The following is a 17,157-nucleotide window of genomic DNA, read 5'->3' as shown; positions in this document are numbered from 1 at the left end:
TCAGGGGCCTCCAGATTTGGAGGGTTTGATGGCACGGCGGCGGTATGAACTGACAGATCGGGAATGGGCGATTATCGAGCCCTTGCTTCCCAACAAGTCGCGCGGCGTGGCCCGGGTGGATGACCGTCGAGTTATCAACGGGATCATGTGGCGCTTTCGCTCGGGAGCGACGTGGGCCGAAGTGCCCGAGCGCTATGGGCCTTCGACAACCTGCTACAATCGGTTCGTCCGCTGGCGCAAAGCCGGGGTGTGGGACCGGCTGCTGGCAGCGGTTTCTGCCGGATATAATGGCGAACTGGTGATGATCGATTCCACCTGCATGCGCGTCCACCAGAATGGTGCGACGGGCAAAAAGGGGGAGGCTGCGATCGTGGCATGGGACGTTCCCGGGGCGGCCTTACCAGCAAACTCCATGCTCTTGTCGATGCTGACGGACGCCCTGTCAGCCTGAGACTGACAGGCGGGCAGGTCCACGACGCCTGTGAAGCCGAGGCGCTGATCGAGGCCATCCCCGAAGGCGCAACCCTGCTGGGCGACAAGGGATATGACAGCAATGCCATCCGTGAGGCCGCTGCCGCCAGGAACGTTTGGGCCAACATTCCCAATCGATCCAACCGCACGCAACGCTTCGCTTTCTCGCCATGGCTCTACAAACAGCGAAACCTCGTCGAGCGCTTCTTCAATCGCATCAAACAGTACCGCGGCATCGCGACCCGCTACGACAAAGACCCGGCCAACTTCCTCGCCGCCATCAAGCTCATCTGCGTTCGCCTCTGGTGCAACGCGTAATGGGTCTACGCGCTAGTGAGATATTGGTGATCCGCTTCTGGTTCAGCACGTTACGCGCGAGACCGGCAACTACCCATTTTGATTTGGGGCCTGGCACACCGAGGAAAAGGTTGAGTAGTTCATGATCACGGTAGTCAAAATTTACCTGATCCAGATGAAAACCAAGACGGTAGGTAAACAACGCACGGACGAACGGTGTATAGACTCCGATCGGGAAGTGAACTTAAATGGGCAGGCGCGGGACACGCTCCTCGTGGGCGACGCGCCATATGCCATGCTCCGAGTCAGCATCTTCATGTCGACGGCGGCCTATATGGTCGGTACCCATCATGGCGGAAAGTTCAGCGGAAGACTCCCGCTGCGTGTGCCGAACCTGGGGACCTGTGTGTTTTCGGTCGGCAAGGGCAATAATTACAAGCACCCGCGTAGGGAGATCAGCGCCACGCAGAGCCGGCGGGCTGGGATATTCTTTACAAGGGGGACGTCGGCGGCGGGAGGCGCGGCGACAAATCTCTGCCCTAGCGGCTGGTCACCTGCCCATAGCCATCGCTCGCTGCCCGGAAGAGGTCAGAGGGGAGTACCGCCCATCCCTCCGTTCCGGGAAGGCCCAAAAACCGACACCGCCGCGTCAGCAGCGCCCGCACGGGATCGTCATCGACCTTAACGGACCCTGCAGTTCGGGCCATCCCCTCTTTATCCCCGCACCGGCCCCGGCTTGCGCGGCGAGCCAAAACTTTCCATCCTGCCCACGATGACCCGTAAGCGCGGACGGATCTACCCGGTGAATCGCGGGAAACAAGTGGCTGCCCATTTCCAGCAGGAACACCGGTATCGTTATCGCCCAGGCAATCCAGAAGCGCCGGGTCATGTCGATGAGCTCGGCGTTTGGACCAGTCTTCGCAGTGACCATTTCCGGCTCCAGCGCCAGGCCGCAAATCGGACAGGGGCCAAGATGATCCTGCCTCACCTCCGGTTGCATCGGGCAGGTCCACATCGCACCCGGAGCGGCGGCGTTGGCGCGGAACTAGTGGATTGATTCCAACACTTGGTGCCCGCGCCGCACGGCGGCGATAATTTCGTCCGGATCGGCCTTCCAGACGAAGGGGCGCGGGTCCTGGTTATGTTCCTTGATGAAGCGATTGATAGCAGCCTGTAGATCAACGACGGAATGAAAGACGCCGTTCTTCAAGCGCCGCCGTGTGAGCTTGGCGAAGAAGCCCTCGACGGCATTGAGCCACGAGCAGGACGTCGGAACAAAGTGAAAGGTCCAGCGCGGATGTCTGGCCAACCAGGCACGGACCTTGGGCTGCTTGTGGGTCGCGTAATTGTCGAGAATGACGTGGATGGCCTTGTCCGTGGGCATCTCGGCTTCGATGGCGTTCAGGAAGCGGATGAACTCCTGATGCCGGTGCCGCTGCATATTGCGGCCGATCACGGAACCATCCAGGACATTGAGCGCGGCGAACAAGGTTGTGGTCCCGTTACGCTTGTAGTCGTGCGTCATGGTTGCCCCGCGCCCCGGCTTCAGCGGCAAGCCCGGTTGGGTGCGGTCGAGCGCCTGGATCTGGCTCTTTTCGTCGACTGACAACACGATGGCGTGGGCAGGCGGCGAGACATAGAGCCCGACAACATCGTGCAGCTTCTCGGCGAACGCCTTGTCGTTCGATAGCTTGAAGCTGCGCCACCGATGGGGCGCCAGACCGTGGTCGTGCCAGATTTTCACAACCGATGACGCCGCGATACCAATGGTTTTGGCCATCGCACGCACCGTCCAATGCGTGGCCTCGTGGCTGGGCGGTTCCAGCGTCAGCGCCACGACCTTGTCGACCAAAGCCGCATCGAGAGGTGCGATCCCCGGAGGCCGGGTCTTGTCGCGCAGCAATCCATCCACGCCTTCGACCATGAACCGTTCCTGCCAGCGCCAAACACATGTCTTCGATTTTCCGGTCGCCGCCATGATCGCTTGGGTGCCCAAGCCCTGAGCCGTCAAGAGAATGATCCGCGCCCGCCAGACATGCTTCTGCGGCGAACCGCGCGCCGCGACGATCGCCTCAAGCCGCTTCGTGTCCGGCGCAGTGACCTCGATCTCAATACCCGTTCTCATGCTCTATCGTCGCACGCCGCCGACAGCATGGGAATCCCTCAAACGGACTCATTCGTTCCGATCAATCCACTAGCGATTAGGGTCGACAATGAACTTGGTTCGGCAACTTGCGCTGCAGAACTGATAATCCTGCCTTCCGTGAGCCCCCCGATGCGCCGTCGCAGCCGGATCGGCGGCCATGCGATGTGCCTGTGGATGGCAATGACCCACTGCATCGAGACTATCACGAAGTACAGGAATCGGGACTGGCGGACATTCGTAACTGATGAGGCAAGTGGCATTTTCAGCACCTGCCCCCCCCTTAAGCACTCGGCCCTGCTCAGGGCTGATGTCGATTCCGCAGCACTGACTTTAATTCCTTACACTGAGCGGAAAGCGCGCATACGTAACGACAGTTCGATGGATGATCTTTAACGAAGAGTTGAAGTATTGGTACGGTGGGGTAGCCTCGCAGTCCAGTACAGCATGATCAGTCCGGTAGATTGTCAGTGCCTTCATTCTTCAGCCAGCTTACCGTCACATCGCGCAGCAAGTTCTTCTGCACCTTGCCCGTCACGGTCATAGGGAAGGCTTCCATGAAGCGGACGTAGCGCGGAATCTTGTAATGGGCGATCTGGCCGCGACAGGAGGCAATCAGGTCATCCACAGTGATTTGCATGCCAGCACGCAGGCGGACGCAGGCGCATACCTCTTCACCGAAGCGCTCGCTCGGAACGCCTACGACCTGTACATCCTCTATCGCGTCGTGACGGATGAGAAACTCCTCAATCTCTCGCGGATAGATGTTTTCGCCGCCCCTGATGATCATATCCTTCGCGCGGCCTACCACCCGGCCATAGCCTTCATCGTCGATAATGCCCAGATCACCCGTGTGCATCCAACCATCACGGATCGCATCAGCGGTCCGCTCCGGTTCGTCCCAGTAGCCCAGCATCACGGAATAGCCGCGCGTGCATAATTCTCCGGGCGTGCCGCGCGGAAGGATTTTGCCCGTCACGGGATCGATGACTTTGGCTTCCAGATGAGGCTGGACATGGCCGATCGTGGAAACGCGGCGCTCGACCGGATCGGTTACCGATGTCTGGAAGCTGACCGGGCTTGTCTCCGTCATGCCATAGGCGACGCCAACATCGCGCATATGCATTTCCGTCATAACCCGATTAATGATTTCGATAGGGCAAGGTGCGCCTGCCATCAGCCCAGTGCGCAGGGAGCTGAGGTCGAAGCGTGAAAATTGCGGATGCTCCAGTTCCGCAATGAACATGGTTGGCACGCCGTGTAATGCGGTGCAGCGTTCTGCCTCCACCGCTTCCAGAACCACCAGCGGATCAAAGCCTGCAGAGGGGTAGACGATCGTAGTCCCATGAACGAGGCAGGCAAGGTTGCTCATCACCATGCCAAAGCAGTGATAGAGCGGCACCGGCACGCAAAGCCGGTCGCCCGCCGTCAGGCCCATAGCCAGCCCGCAAAAATAGGCATTATTGAGGACATTGTGGTGGGAAAGCGTCGCGCCTTTGGGCAGGCCAGTCGTGCCACTGGTGAACTGGATATTGATGGGGTCATGTGGGCGCAGCGCGGAGCCGATCGCCTCGATCCGCTCGCGCGGCAACTCGCTGCCGCTCTGCATGACGGTGTCAAAATCAAGCCATCCCGGTCGCGGCCCGCCGCCAATCTTGATGACATGCTCCAGAAGGGGGAGCCGGGATGACGCGATCTTTCCGGTATGCTGACTCAGTTCGGGCACCAGTTCCTCCACCATGGCGAGATAATCGCTGGTTTTAAAACTGTCGGCGCAGATGAGGGCTTTAACGCCCACCTTGTGCAGCGTATATTCCAACTCGCTGAGCCTATAGGCGGGATTGATGTTGACCTGAATGATGCCCACTACCGCCGTGGCGAACTGTGCGATGATCCATTCGGCGCAATTGGGCGCCCACACTCCGACCCGGTCACCCGGCCCCAGCCCCAGCGCGGTCAGTCCCAGCGCGAAATCATGCGCGGCATCCCTCAACGCCGCCCAACTGAAATGGAGGCCCTGATGGCGCGAGATCAAGGCGGTTTCATCAGGCCAACACTCCGCCGCGTGGTCAAGAGCCTGGCCTACAGTCCAGTCCAGGAGCGGACGCTCGCTGGATCCCACGACGTGACTGAAAAGATCCTGCTCCATTATCCTATCCTGCTTTTCTTGCATCTACATTGTCCTTTGCTGGCCGCAGCATGAGGCCAGCGATCCTGCTCAGGTTCGAGCGACGCACGTATAGTAGACTGCGGTCAGGTCCCGCCGCCGACCCCGTCCCGCACTGCCGTCTCGTCCTTCCAACGCCTTCCGCTTTTGGCACATCCCATTTGCAACCCCCGGCGATGGCGTGGCCCTCCTGGAGCATTGCGGATGTTACCGCCCCTCCAAATCAGCCAAAAATTCTTTCTTGCAATGGATTGCAAGGTGGACTAATTTGCAAACCATTGCAAGCCCGGATTAGACGGCTGCTGTTGTGGGGAGAATGATCATGAAGGTAAGAATGTCGCTCGTGACGTGCGTATCGTTGTACGCGCTGAGCGGGCAAGCCTACGGGCAGACGGCATCGCAATCGGGCGACGCGAGCAGCACTGTCGCAGCGCAATCATCGGCCACGCAGAGCTCTGTCCCCGACATCGTCGTGACCGCGTCCAAAACCGGGCCGCAGTCACTGCAAAAAACGCCTTTGGCGATCCAGGCATTCTCAGGCGAAAGCCTCAAGGAAAAGAATGTTCAGGACGTCAACAACCTGATCACTGCCATTCCCGGCGCGTCCATCGCGCAGGAGACTGCTGCCGGTATCAAATCCTATAATATTCGCGGCGTCGGCGTCGGTGGGACCAACGGTGAAACCCCCATCGGCTATTATCTGGACGATGTACCCTTTGTCGTTCCAAATTTCGGCATCGCTCCTCCCATCAAGTTTCTTGATCTGGAACGGGTTGAGGTTCTTCGTGGCCCTCAGGGCACGCTCTACGGGCAAGGTTCGGCAGGCGGCACTATCATCTTCCGCACCCGCGACCCTGATCTATCGGCGGTCCAGGTGCTGGGCGAAGCCTCCGCCTCGTCCACAAAGGATGCGTCCGGCCTGAACTGGGGTGTTGCGGGCGCCCTGTCGGTACCGATTATCAAGGACGTGCTGGCGATAAGAGTGAGTGGCGGCATTTCGCGCCAGCAGGGCTATGCCGACGTTTATTACGGAGCCAATGACGGCACGCCCGATGAAAAGGACGTCAATCACCAAATAAATCGGGACTGGCGGATCGCGGTTTTGTTCAAGCCCTCCGACAGGTTCACGCTCCGCGCGCAAGTCTGGCAGTTCAGGCCAACCCAGGGTTTTCAATCCATTTACAGCGGTGTCGATCCATATACCTACGAGAATACGGCGGGTATCGATAGTTTCACCAGATCCAAATATACGCTTTACAGCCTGACCGGTGACCTCGACCTGGGCGGCGTCGCGATAACGAGTTCTACCAGTTACCTGAAAGGGTCGTTTGGTTACCGCACACCGCTGGGAGTGCTGGGTATTCCTGGAGGGAAATTCGACTCCTTCTTCGATCCGAAAAACTTCAATCAGGAAATTCGAGCGAGATCTACCGGTGCAGGGCCATTCCATTGGGTTGTAGGCGGCGCCTATAGCGCCGGCGAAGGCCCGCAGCGTAACGCTCTGGACTTTGTGGTGGTCCAGCAGGTAGCCGATAACAATGCGGTGACCAAAAATTGGGCCGGTTTTGGCGAAATCAGTTATGATCTGTTCGGTGGAAAGCTCGTGCCGCTTCTTGGTGTCCGCTACTATCATGATCGCCGCAAATATGAGGACGCGACATCCAGCCTGCCCGCAACGCTGAAGAAGACCACTTGGCGCGCAAACCTGTCATATTTCCCGAATGACGATATTTCGGCATTCGCCACTGTATCAACGGGCTTCCGTGTCAACACGATTCAGTCCGCGCTTCAGGTGCAATTGCTGGAGGCCGATGGCTTCCCAGCCAAGATCTTGCTGGATCCCTTGTCGTTGACCAATTACGAACTCGGCACCAGGGTACGGCTCTTCAATCGCACGTTAACTCTGGCGGCCAACGTCTACCACATCAAATTCGACGGGCTGCAATCGAGCTATAATACATCTGCGGGTATCGGCGGTTTCCTGAACATCGGGCGGGCTCACTCTACTGGCATCGATATCGATGTAAATTGGCGCACGCCCGTGCCCGGTTTGACATTGGGAGCGGTCGCCAACATCAATTCCAGCAAATATGATGAGGTAGACCCGCAGGTTACGGCTCAACTTCCTCGCTTGGCCGAAGGTCGCCGCCTGGTAAATTCTGCAGGTTATAACTTTCGCATCGACGCCAGCTACACTCGCGAGATCAGCAATAATCTCGAACTTTTCAGCAACGTGAACTTTAGCGAGACGGGATCACGTCCCACGATTGGGGGTGTCACGGCAGGCCGTTATGATCTGTTGGGAGCGACGCTGGGTATCCGGCGAGGTCCTTACGAAATTGCGCTGTTTGGCGAAAACCTGACAGACGAGCGAGGACCGACGGATTATTTCGTGCCTACCGCTCTCAACGGTCCGGTTCCCCGTACGATCGGTGTCAGGATCCGCAAGGGTTTCTGATTAGCTGCGCCAGCGAAGCGCGGTCACTTGGTTCCCCGACACCGGACGATCCGGTGCCGGGGCTTCCTCTCTGCCGAACATGCGCTGGGCAGGGAAGATGATTTGAACTTAAGCGACATTCGAAGCTGTAAAATGCATCGATCGCGCATTTGTGAATCGGAGTGGGAAGGCATGGACGGTACATGTTCGCGGGGCGGCGGCGACGATAACAGTGCCGTCTCCATGTTCGACCTGAAGGCGGCCCTCTCTTGTCTCGATCTCGACGATAGCGGGCACACCAACGCGGCTATATTGTGTGGCGACCGGCATGCTGCTGATCGGGAACGCGTGGCATTGCGTCATCGCGGGCTTGATGGGGCGACGCGGGAATGGACCTTTGCCCGTCTCGTCCATGATAGCGCGCGGCTGGCGACAGTGCTGGCGTCTTTGGGTGTGGTCAAGGGTGACCGGGTCGCCGGTTTGCTGCCCCGCTCGCCCGAACTCCTGATTTTAATCCTCGCCACCTGGCGGCTGGGAGCGGTTTACCAGCCCTTGTTTACCGCCTTTGGATCGAAGGCGATCGAATATCGCCTGACAGAGGCGGACACCCGCGTGATCGTAACGGATCAGGATAATTGTCCCAAGATCGCCGATCTCCCTTCGTCGGTCGAGCAGATCATCGTGGGCGCAGATAAGGACAACGGCCAGCGGGACTTCTGGCTCATGATCGAAAGCGAGGAAGACGGCCATTTGGCAGTGCCTTGCGGCCTGGACGATCCGTTCCTCATCATGTTCACCTCCGGAACCACCGGGCCCGCCAAGCCGCTGCTGGTGCCGATCAAGGCGATTGCGGCATTCGCTGCCTACATGCGCGATGCTGTGGGCCTGTGCAGTGACGACCAATTCTGGAATTTGGCCGACCCCGGCTGGGCCTATGGCCTATATTATGCGGTAACCGGTCCTCTGGCGCTTGGCATGACGACGACCTTCAACCAGCGCGGGTTCGATGTTGACGACGCTTATGACACGATTGCCGAACTGGGGATCACAAATCTTGCAGGATCGCCGACGGCCTATCGGTTGCTGTTGGCGGGAGGGGCGGAGAAGGCCGCGCGCATCAAGGGCCAGCTTCGCGCCGTCAGTAGCGCAGGCGAGCCACTTAATCCTGAGATCATACGCTGGTTTGACGAGCATTTGAACGCGCCGATCTATGATCATTACGGGCAGACCGAACTCGGCATGGTGCTGTGCAACCATCATGGGATCGATCATTCCATCCATGTCGGCTCGGCCGGCTTCGCGTCCCCTGGTCATCGCGTAGTTGTCATCTCGCCAGAAGGGGAGGAACTGCCTCAAGGGGAGCCGGGCATACTCGCGCTGGATCGCAAGGCATCGCCGATGATGTGGTTTTCGGGCTATCTGGAGCGGGAAACCAAAGCGTTCGTCGGTGATTATTATTTGAGCGGCGACACGGTCGAGCAGAATGAGGACGGCAGCATTTCTTTCATCGGCCGCGCCGACGACGTCATCACGACGTCGGGCTATCGCGTCGGCCCGTTCGATGTCGAAAGCGCGCTGCTCGAACATGAAGCAGTGATGGAATCCGCGGTGATCGGAAAACCGGACCCGGAGCGTACCGAGATCATCAAGGCGTTCATCGTACTGAACCAGGGCTATAGTGCGGACCAGCCGGATCTGGCATCATCGATCCAGCGCTACGTCAAGACGCGCCTATCCGCTCATGCCTATCCGCGCGAAGTCGCGTTCGTGGAATCACTGCCCAAGACGCCCAGCGGCAAGGTGCAGCGCTTCCTGCTGCGCAACGAGGAAATCGCCAAGCAGCGTTAAGGGGCGCGTAAGGTGTTCCTCACCTGATCGGAAGGTCAATCTCATCGCGTCAATTGCCGGCTCGACCCGACCATGGGATCGACGAGGCTAAGCCATCACGGTCGCTATCAAATGAATTGAAGGAGCATTTTGATCATGGACATCAACGGCTGCGCTGCCATCGTTACCGGTGGAGCTTCGGGTTTGGGAGGCGCGACCGCGCGCTTGCTAGCGGCATCGGGTGCACGGGTCGCCATCTTTGACCTTAACGCCGATGTCGGCTCTGCCACTGCGAATGAGATCGGCGGCATATTCCTCCCGGTCGATGTGACCGATGACGAGGGCGTGGCGGAGGCCCTTGCGATGGCGGAATCATCCCATGGCACGGTCCGTATCCTGGTCAACTGCGCCGGGATCGCTCCTGCGATGCGTATTGTGGACAGGCTGGGTCAGCCCCACTCATTGTCCACCTACCGCAAGGCCGTAGAGATCAACTTGGTAGGCACCTTCAACATACTGTCGAAGGTCGCCGCGCGCCTGATCGCCGCAGACATAGAAGGGGAGGAGGCAGGCGTAATCGTCAACACAGCCTCCGTCGCAGCCTATGACGGACAGATTGGGCAAGCCGCCTACGCCTCTTCAAAGGGCGGTGTGGTAGGGCTCACCCTTTCCGCTGCTCGCGACCTTGCCCAGCATCGTATCCGGGTGATGAGCATCGCGCCGGGTCTGTTCCTGACCCCTATGCTGATGGGACTGCCGCAGCCCGCCCAGGTTTCCCTTGGCGCGCAGGTTCCTCACCCCAGCCGGTTGGGACGCCCCGAGGAATATGCTCAAATGGTCGAAGCAATCGTCCGTAACCCGATGCTCAATGGCGAAGTCATACGTCTTGATGGCGCCATCCGAATGGCACCGCGATAATGGCAGAAAAACGACATCAAGGCGCGCCACGTGGCATGCCCGACATCTTATTCTCCAGTACTGCGCGACCGCCGGATAACCACTGACCTCCTTAGATGCGGGACAAAATATCAAAGTTGCCCGAAACGCGCGCGGAGGGTCTTTTTGTCGAGTTTGCCGACACTCGTCTTGGCAAGGGCATCGACCTGAATGACCTCCGGGATCGCCCATTTGGAGATGATCCCCTGGTCACAATAGGGTTGCAGATGGGCCGCTATGGCTTCGGTGGTGATCGCCGATGATGCTTCACTTGCCGCGACGATGAGCGCCAGTGGACGCTCGCCCCAACGGGCGTCAGGAATGCCGATCACTGCGACCTCGCGAACGTCGCAGTGCTGCGAGATCAGGTCTTCTATTTCAAGGGATGACACCCACTCGCCGCCCGACTTGATCACATCCTTCATCCGATCGGTAATCCGCAGCCAACCGCCGGGGTCGATCATCCCAACATCGCCGGTATGCAGGTAGCCGGTGGCCCATAGCCGTTCCGAGGCGGCGGCGTCGCCAACATAGGCCTGAGTGAGCCAAGGGGCGCGGGCCACGATCTCGCCCGACTGTTCTCCATCATGCGGGAGAGAATTGCAGGACTCGTCGATGATGGCGAGTTCCACGAGCGGAACTGGGCGGCCAGCTTTTGTTCGGGCGACAATCTGCGCCGCTAGCCCCTCCTCCATCATATCGGTCCCCAATTGCGCCAGACTGAGGATCGGGCAGGTCTCACTCATGCCATAACCGGTGAAGATGTCGATGCCCCGCTCAATTGCCGTGCGCGCAAGTCCTGCCGAAAGAGCAGAACCGCCGATGACGATCTTCCATCCGCCAAGGTCCGTTTCGCTGCTGTCCGGACAGGAGAGAAGCATCTGGAGCAACGTCGGCACGCAGTGCGAGAAAGTGACGCCTTCCTTTCGGCGCAGCATGAGCAGCGTTTCCGCCTCATAGCGCCCCGGATACACCTGCTTTAGCCCCAACATGGTAGCGACGAAGGGCAAGCCCCAGGCATGGACGTGAAACATCGGCGTGATCGGCATGTAGACGTCGCCGCGGTGAAGCCGTCCCTGATCGGCAGCGGAGCCCAGCGCAGTGGCAGCCGCCAGACTATGCAGGACCAATTGGCGATGACTGAAGGACACGCCCTTGGGCAAACCTGTCGTGCCAGTCGTGTAGAAAGTCGTCGCGCAGGCATCCTCATCAAAGTCCGGGAAGAGGAAGGAGGGAGATGCCGCTGTGATCAGCTCCTCATACTCCCCCGCGGAGGGAAGCGCGGTAACAGGGGACGCCCCGGCATTGGCGAGCAGGATCAAGGTGCCGACGGTCTCCAGCCGATCCCACAGCGACTCGATCAGCGGCAGGAAATCCGCGTGGACGAGCAGCACGTCGTCGCGGGCGTGATTGATCGTGAACAATATCTGTTCGGGCGACAACCTGACGTTCACCATATGGAGCACCGCGCCGATGCCGGGGACGGCGAAATAGCTTTCGAGATAGCGGTGACTGTCCCAGTCAAGCACGCCCACCGTCTGGCCCGGCGTGACGCCCAGATCGGTAAGGACATTCGCCAGTTGCGCGACGCGGCGGTTGAAATCGCGATAGCTGTGCCGGACCGTGTCGCGGTACACGATCTCCTGGTCGGGCGCATGGGCCATGGCGGATTGCAGCAATAGCTTGATCAGCAAGGGACCGCCATGGGCCGACGGAGTCCGCTCGATCCGCCTTACACCGGTAATGAAGGATGCAGGTCTCGCTATATGATCACGGAATTCAGTCATGGTCAGGCCCTTAGTGCATCAGCGTCTAGAGCATATAGCAGGTCCGCACTCGCCGTTGCGGCGGCGCGAAGCCCCATCGCTTCGGGAAGAACCTGTTCGAGGTAGAAGCGGCACACGACCTTCTTCGTCCGCCCGAACGCATCGTCGGCAGCGGCACGCGCTTCCCGCTCCATCAGCCAGCCGCAGACGGCGGTCGACAGCATAGTGAGGTAAGGATAGCTCGCTGCAAGACGGTCGTCATGCCCCAGACCGGCCATCCCTCGACCGATTTCGTCGCAAACCGCAATCAGGTCGCATAGCGGAGCACCTTCCGCATCGCGACGCATATCATTGATCAGGCTGAGAAGAACCCCGCCATTGTCGAGGCCGAGCTTGCGTCCGACCAGGTCGGCCGCCTGGATGCCGTTCGTGCCTTCGTAGATTCGCGCTATTCGCACGTCACGCAAGAACTGGGCGACGCCTGTTTCCTCAACATAGCCGACGCCGCCATGCACCTGCATGCAAAGGGACGCGACCTCGCACCCGATATCGGTCGCATGCGCCTTTGCCAGCGGTGTAAGCAGTTCGAGCCGCATCTGAGCGTCCTGGTCACCGCCAGCCGAACGATCGACCATACTAGCCGCATAATAGACTAGTGCGCGAGCAGCCTGTGTTTGCGCTTTCATGCGCAGCAGCATGCGCCGCACGTCGGGATGCTCGGCGATCGGCACCGGCGCGCGGTTTGCACTCCCCGCGCGAGCAGACTGGATACGCTCAGCGGCAAATGCACTCGCCTTGTCCGTCGCTGCTTCGGCGATCTGGACGCCTTGCAAGCCTATGTTCAGCCGGGCATTGTTCATCACGGTGAACATTGCAGGCATGCCGCCGCCGATTGCGCCGATCAGTTCCCCTACACACTCGCAGTTATCGCCAAAGGAAAGCATGCAGGTGGGTGAGGCATGAAGGCCCATCTTATGCTCGATCGATACAGCGCGCACATCATTGAAGATGCTCGGCGCTCCGCTTTCGTCAAGGCGATATTTCGGCACCAAAAACAGCGAGATGCCGCGCGTTCCCTCCGGCGCATCCGGCGTCCGGGCAAGCACGAGATGGATGATGTTTTCCGTAAGGTCGTGATCTCCGAACGAGATGAATATCTTTTGACCCGTGATGTTCCACCGACCGTCCTGGCGAGGTGTGGCCCTCGTCCGGAGCGCCCCGACATCCGAACCTGCTTGCGGTTCGGTAAGGTTCATCGTGCCAGCCCACTCGCCCGATGTCAGTCGCGGCAAATAGAGTCGCTTCTGCTCCTCGCTGCCGTGATGGATCAGCGCTTCTATCGACCCTGTGGTGAGGATGGGCAGCAAGGCGAAGGCGAAATTCGCCACTCCCAATGTTTCCAGAACCGCCATCTGCAGCGCGAATGGCAAGTTCTGACCGCCAAAACCCTGGGGAGCGGCGATGCCGCCCCATCCGCCCTCCACATAGGCGCGGTAGGCTGCGGCAAAGCCCTCAGGCAAACATACCCCTGCTTCGCTCCACTTTGCACCGATCGTGTCACCGACGCGTCGAAGTGGCGCCCACTCACCTGCGGCAAGCTGGGCGACACCTTCAAGGACCGCGTCGATAACATCTTGTTCGATTTTCAGCCTGTCAATGTCTGCCAAGGTGCGGAGGACAAAGCGTTGCTCAGCGATCAGGCTGGTAAAGGTCATTATGGTTCCCTTGCGGTTTCACGCCCGTCCGGCGATGGGCGTGATGAGAATTTACAGGACTTCTTGAGCGACTCCCTTCTAGGCAAGCGCCCGAAACTCAGGCTGGCGCGACAGCCCTCTGGGTGTCCAGCTCACGAATAAGTTGCCGGTGGCGTTCCCGATCCAGCCGATATGTGAGGATTAACGGGAGCACTATGAGGAAGGCTAGGCCATGGCCAGCTCCCCACAATAGCCCTAGAAACGTTGCGGACTGATCGGCAATTTGCGCAGCGCCTGCGCCGGCATTGGCTTTGAGGCCAACCATCGACAGGACGGAACCGGCGGCGAGGGATCCGATTCCGACTGCCGCCTTGGCCGAGAAGACAAGCGCACTATAATATAGCCCTTCGCACCGCTGGCCGAACCTGGCTTCATGCTCATCGACCGCATCGGCTATCATTGACTGAAATCCGATGAAGAAGAGGGAATTGCAGGCGCCGAACAGCCCGCTCGCTCCCACCAGGACTGCCGTGGCCGCCGGGTTAGGCAAAGGCCCTAGAAACTGATGGGCAATCAGGACGGAAGCGGTCTGGCCGAACGCGATCGTGCAGAGTCCCAGGATCACGACATCGCGCTTTTCCATGTGCTTGAGCAACAGCGCGGTGACGGGAATACCCAGAAGCAGGCCGATCTGGAATCCCATTATGGGAACCTGATTAAGCGAAGCGGGCAGCTTCCAGAAATAGCTGTACGCATAGAGGTTTAAGGCGTTCATGCTGCCACCTATGGCCAGAGCAATCAGGGCCGACGTGAACAGAACGACAAACGACCTGTTGCGCAGAAGATCGCGCAGGTCTTCGACAAAGGACTTGGACGTCGCGGCGGGCGTGAGGTGCTCGACTGGGCTCGCAGCAACCGCCCGACGCACGCCAAGGATGCAGATGAGTCCCATCACCAGGACTACGGCTGACAGCAGCAGCCCCAGCTGCATATAGGCAGTGCGCGACGCATAGGCTTCCTTTGTCGCGAAGATGAGTCCGAAGGCCGGCGCGATGGTGAGGACCGTGCCGATGAACCCGAAAATCATCCGATAAGCAGTGACGCTCGACCGCTCGTCGTAGTCACTCGTCAATTCGGCGGTGAGCGCCGAATAGGGAAGCGCATAGAGCGATGTTCCGACCCGAAGCGAAACGTTGAGAAGGAGGGCGACGCTGATGGCGGCCACCGTGTCTCCCGATACCGCTATGCCGAACAACGCTATCGAAGCGATGCAGATCACCGGCAGTCCGAACACCATGAACGGCAGGCGGCGGCCCCAGCGCGAGTGGGAGCGATCCGACCAGGATCCGATCAGGGGATCCGCGATCGCATCTATGACGAGGGATGCAAAGATGATTGCGCCCGCCACTGCGGGCGAAATTCCAGCTACACTGGTGAGGTAGAACAGGAGGAATGTGTTGGCGACGAATGTGGCCGATACTTCCACGCCCTGACCACACCCGAACAGGAGTTTGGTTCGAATCGGCAACCGTACATTTACGGTGCCGCAAGATGCGCTGGAGCTCATGAAATCCTCTCTCCAGCGGCCTTGCTGGATGTTCTTGCAATCCATTGCATAACAGTGGCTTTGCCGCTATGCAAGGGCCCACAGCCGACAGCACGGTGGTTTAGGAGAGGTCATGAAGAGCGAGAAGGTTGCGAGGATCAGCGGCACGGTGGCGCCAGGTTTCGAACGTTGCCGGGACGCTTTTGCCACTGGACTGCGAGGCGGCGCGGAGGTCGGCGCTGCTTGTTCGATCCGCGTGAAGGGCGAAACCGTCGTTGATCTTTGGGGCGGTGTCGCCGACGCGGATAGTGGCGCTGCATGGAGAGCCGATACTATCGTTCCTGTCTTTTCGGTGTCGAAGGGCGTGGCTGCCGTCTGCGTGCTGCATCTAGTGAGTCAGGGCCTGATCGATCTCGATGCGCCGGTCGCGCGTTACTGGCCGGAATTCGCCCAGGCCGGCAAGGGAGCCCTCACGGTTCGCAACGCATTGGCGCATCGAGCCGGCGTGCCCTTCATCGATGGCGATGTCAGCGCGGAGCAGATCGGCGATGTCGAGCATATGGCCGCCCGACTGGCCGCCCAGCCCCCGATGTTCGAGCCGGGGTCGGTGCATATCTATCATGCGGTCACGGTCGGCTGGTTCACCAGCGAACTTGTCCGAAGGGTGACGGGTCAAACGGTCGGCCAATGGCTCGCCGACAATGTCGCGACCCCGCTCGACCTGTCGCTCTATTTCGGCGTGCCCCGCGCCGACCAGCAGCGCGTCGCGAGGCTCGTTCATCGCGATCCCGCGCAGGCAGCCGCCGTGATAGAGGCTAGCATGGCGCCCGGCTCGCTGCCGTGGCAGGTGATGACGATCAACGGAGCCCTGTCATTCGCGGCGGATTTCGGCAAAGGCAGCCTGAACGACCCGCATGTGCAGTCGATGGAGCTTGCAGGGGCAGCGCTTGTGGCTGATGCCCGGTCGCTGGCGACATTTTACGCGGCCTGCCTCGCCCCGATCGACGGCATCCGCCTTCTGTCCGACGAGGTCATCGCCGATGCGATCCGTCCCGTCTCGACCGGCAAGCAATTCGGTCTGGAAGAAGAAGGCCCGGCATGGGGCGCAGGGCTCATGATCCCCTGGCGCGTGCAGCCCATGCTCGGCGGATCCAGCTTCGGGCACGACGGTATGGGCGGCAGTCTCGCTTTCGCGTCGCCGGAGCGAGAAGTTGGCTTCGCCTATGTTCGCAATGGCATGGCGGCTGGCGGGGTCGAAGATCCTGAAGTCTATGCCGTGGTGAAGGCGCTTGACGATATTCTCGATGAAAGGATCAAGGCATGACATTGGACCCCGTTCTGGCCGAGATATTGAAGGCCATCCCATCGGAAGTGGAACTGCCGATCGACTGGCCCGGCCAACGTGCGAATGCCGCATCACTGCTGCCTCTGATCTTAGGTCCGGCACCCATTACGGAGGTCGCGGGGGTGGACGCGCGGAACATCGACGGACCGGGCGGCCCGGTGCCCCTGCGCATCTATCGCCCGACCAAACCGACGACGATCACCCTGCACTACATCCACGGCGGCGGCTGGACGATCGGCGATCTCGACACGGTGGACCATACGATCCGTTATCTGTGCGAAGCGCTGCCCGCGGTAATCGTGTCGAGCACCTACCGCCTCGCCCCCGAACATCCTTTCCCTGCCGCCTATGAGGACTCGCTTGCCGCCGCGCAGTGGGTTCTCGACAATGTCGATGCCCTTGGCGGCGATGTCCGGCAGGTCGTGATCGCAGGCGATAGCGCGGGGGGCAATCTGGCCGCGACGACGGCCATCGGCTTGCGTGACGCGGCAAGGGAAAGAGGCGAGACAGGTCCCCACCCGCTCAAGG

The 17,157-nt window shown here is 60.0% G+C and carries 12 protein-coding genes; 6 read left to right on the top strand and 6 right to left on the bottom strand.

The features are described from left to right. The first annotated feature begins 28 nt into the window (after nt 1-28). A protein-coding gene (locus ACNHGR_RS24135; protein ID WP_464778755.1) for an IS5 family transposase occupies nt 29-789 on the top strand; the annotation gives its coding sequence in 2 pieces (ribosomal slippage) (nt 29-365 and nt 365-789; 762 coding nt in all). Nucleotides 790-1,417: 628 nt separating this feature from the next. On the opposite strand, the gene ACNHGR_RS24130 is transcribed toward ACNHGR_RS24135, so the two are convergent. The 3 genes from ACNHGR_RS24130 to ACNHGR_RS24120 form a co-directional block, all read right to left on the bottom strand. Continuing rightward, entirely contained in the window at nt 1,418-1,768 is a 351-nt protein-coding gene (locus ACNHGR_RS24130) for a hypothetical protein (RefSeq protein WP_449470414.1), read from the bottom strand. Between the two features lie 45 nt (nt 1,769-1,813). Then, entirely contained in the window at nt 1,814-2,893 is a 1,080-nt protein-coding gene (locus tag ACNHGR_RS24125; RefSeq protein ID WP_475289536.1) for an IS630 family transposase, read from the bottom strand. 469 nt (nt 2,894-3,362) lie between these two features. Then, nucleotides 3,363-5,060 (bottom strand): AMP-binding protein, encoded by a 1,698-nt coding sequence (locus tag ACNHGR_RS24120; protein WP_475289534.1) that lies wholly within the window; start codon nt 5,058-5,060, stop codon nt 3,363-3,365. A gap of 340 nt (nt 5,061-5,400) precedes the next feature. On the opposite strand from ACNHGR_RS24120, the gene ACNHGR_RS24115 reads away from it, so the two are divergent. From ACNHGR_RS24115 to ACNHGR_RS24105, 3 genes are all read left to right on the top strand, one after another. Then, nucleotides 5,401-7,536: a TonB-dependent receptor gene (locus ACNHGR_RS24115; protein WP_475289532.1), complete on the top strand. Its 2,136-nt coding sequence runs from the start codon at nt 5,401-5,403 to the stop codon at nt 7,534-7,536. 171 nt (nt 7,537-7,707) lie between these two features. Continuing rightward, the gene (locus ACNHGR_RS24110; RefSeq protein ID WP_475289530.1) at nt 7,708-9,363 is read left to right on the top strand and encodes an AMP-binding protein; all 1,656 of its coding nucleotides are present in this window, start codon (nt 7,708-7,710) and stop codon (nt 9,361-9,363) included. A 135-nt stretch (nt 9,364-9,498) separates the two neighbouring features. After that, the gene (locus tag ACNHGR_RS24105; RefSeq protein ID WP_475289529.1) at nt 9,499-10,260 is read left to right on the top strand and encodes an SDR family NAD(P)-dependent oxidoreductase; all 762 of its coding nucleotides are present in this window, start codon (nt 9,499-9,501) and stop codon (nt 10,258-10,260) included. A gap of 110 nt (nt 10,261-10,370) precedes the next feature. On the opposite strand, the gene ACNHGR_RS24100 is transcribed toward ACNHGR_RS24105, so the two are convergent. The 3 genes from ACNHGR_RS24100 to ACNHGR_RS24090 all read right to left on the bottom strand — a co-directional run bounded on the left by ACNHGR_RS24100 (nt 10,371) and on the right by ACNHGR_RS24090 (nt 15,305). Beyond that, a complete protein-coding gene (locus ACNHGR_RS24100) occupies nt 10,371-11,972 on the bottom strand; it encodes a fatty acid--CoA ligase (RefSeq protein ID WP_475289527.1) in 1,602 nt (533 codons plus the stop codon). A gap of 95 nt (nt 11,973-12,067) precedes the next feature. Beyond that, nucleotides 12,068-13,759 carry an acyl-CoA dehydrogenase family protein gene (locus tag ACNHGR_RS24095; RefSeq protein ID WP_449470406.1) on the bottom strand — a complete coding sequence of 564 codons (1,692 nt, stop codon included), beginning with the start codon at nt 13,757-13,759 and terminating at the stop codon, nt 12,068-12,070. Between the two features lie 97 nt (nt 13,760-13,856). Beyond that, nucleotides 13,857-15,305 (bottom strand): MFS transporter, encoded by a 1,449-nt coding sequence (locus ACNHGR_RS24090; RefSeq protein WP_449470404.1) that lies wholly within the window; start codon nt 15,303-15,305, stop codon nt 13,857-13,859. 112 nt (nt 15,306-15,417) lie between these two features. Between ACNHGR_RS24090 and ACNHGR_RS24085 the strand changes: the two genes are divergently transcribed. Both ACNHGR_RS24085 and ACNHGR_RS24080 read left to right on the top strand, forming a co-directional pair. Continuing rightward, nucleotides 15,418-16,608 (top strand): serine hydrolase domain-containing protein, encoded by a 1,191-nt coding sequence (locus ACNHGR_RS24085; RefSeq protein WP_449470402.1) that lies wholly within the window; start codon nt 15,418-15,420, stop codon nt 16,606-16,608. Then, a partial coding sequence (locus ACNHGR_RS24080) for an alpha/beta hydrolase fold domain-containing protein (RefSeq protein WP_475289524.1) occupies nt 16,605-17,157 on the top strand: 553 nt, incomplete at its 3' end. The genes ACNHGR_RS24085 and ACNHGR_RS24080, both read left to right, overlap by 4 nt.

Source organism: Sphingobium sp. RS1, assembly GCF_056156825.1.
The sequence above is the reverse complement of the archived record's forward strand: the minus strand, read 5'-3'. Positions and strand labels throughout refer to the sequence as shown.

Bases quoted from the DNA above. Each gene is read 5' to 3' on its own strand.
- ACNHGR_RS24130 (WP_449470414.1), bottom strand. From the start codon at position 1,768: ATGCAACCGGAGGTGAGGCAGGATCATCTTGGCCCCTGTCCGATTTGC.
- ACNHGR_RS24125 (WP_475289536.1), bottom strand. From the start codon at position 2,893: ATGAGAACGGGTATTGAGATCGAGGTCACTGCGCCGGACACGAAGCGG.
- ACNHGR_RS24120 (WP_475289534.1), bottom strand. From the start codon at position 5,060: ATGGAGCAGGATCTTTTCAGTCACGTCGTGGGATCCAGCGAGCGTCCG.
- ACNHGR_RS24115 (WP_475289532.1), top strand. From the start codon at position 5,401: ATGAAGGTAAGAATGTCGCTCGTGACGTGCGTATCGTTGTACGCGCTG.
- ACNHGR_RS24110 (WP_475289530.1), top strand. From the start codon at position 7,708: ATGGACGGTACATGTTCGCGGGGCGGCGGCGACGATAACAGTGCCGTC.
- ACNHGR_RS24105 (WP_475289529.1), top strand. From the start codon at position 9,499: ATGGACATCAACGGCTGCGCTGCCATCGTTACCGGTGGAGCTTCGGGT.
- ACNHGR_RS24095 (WP_449470406.1), bottom strand. From the start codon at position 13,759: ATGACCTTTACCAGCCTGATCGCTGAGCAACGCTTTGTCCTCCGCACC.
- ACNHGR_RS24090 (WP_449470404.1), bottom strand. From the start codon at position 15,305: ATGAGCTCCAGCGCATCTTGCGGCACCGTAAATGTACGGTTGCCGATT.
- ACNHGR_RS24085 (WP_449470402.1), top strand. From the start codon at position 15,418: ATGAAGAGCGAGAAGGTTGCGAGGATCAGCGGCACGGTGGCGCCAGGT.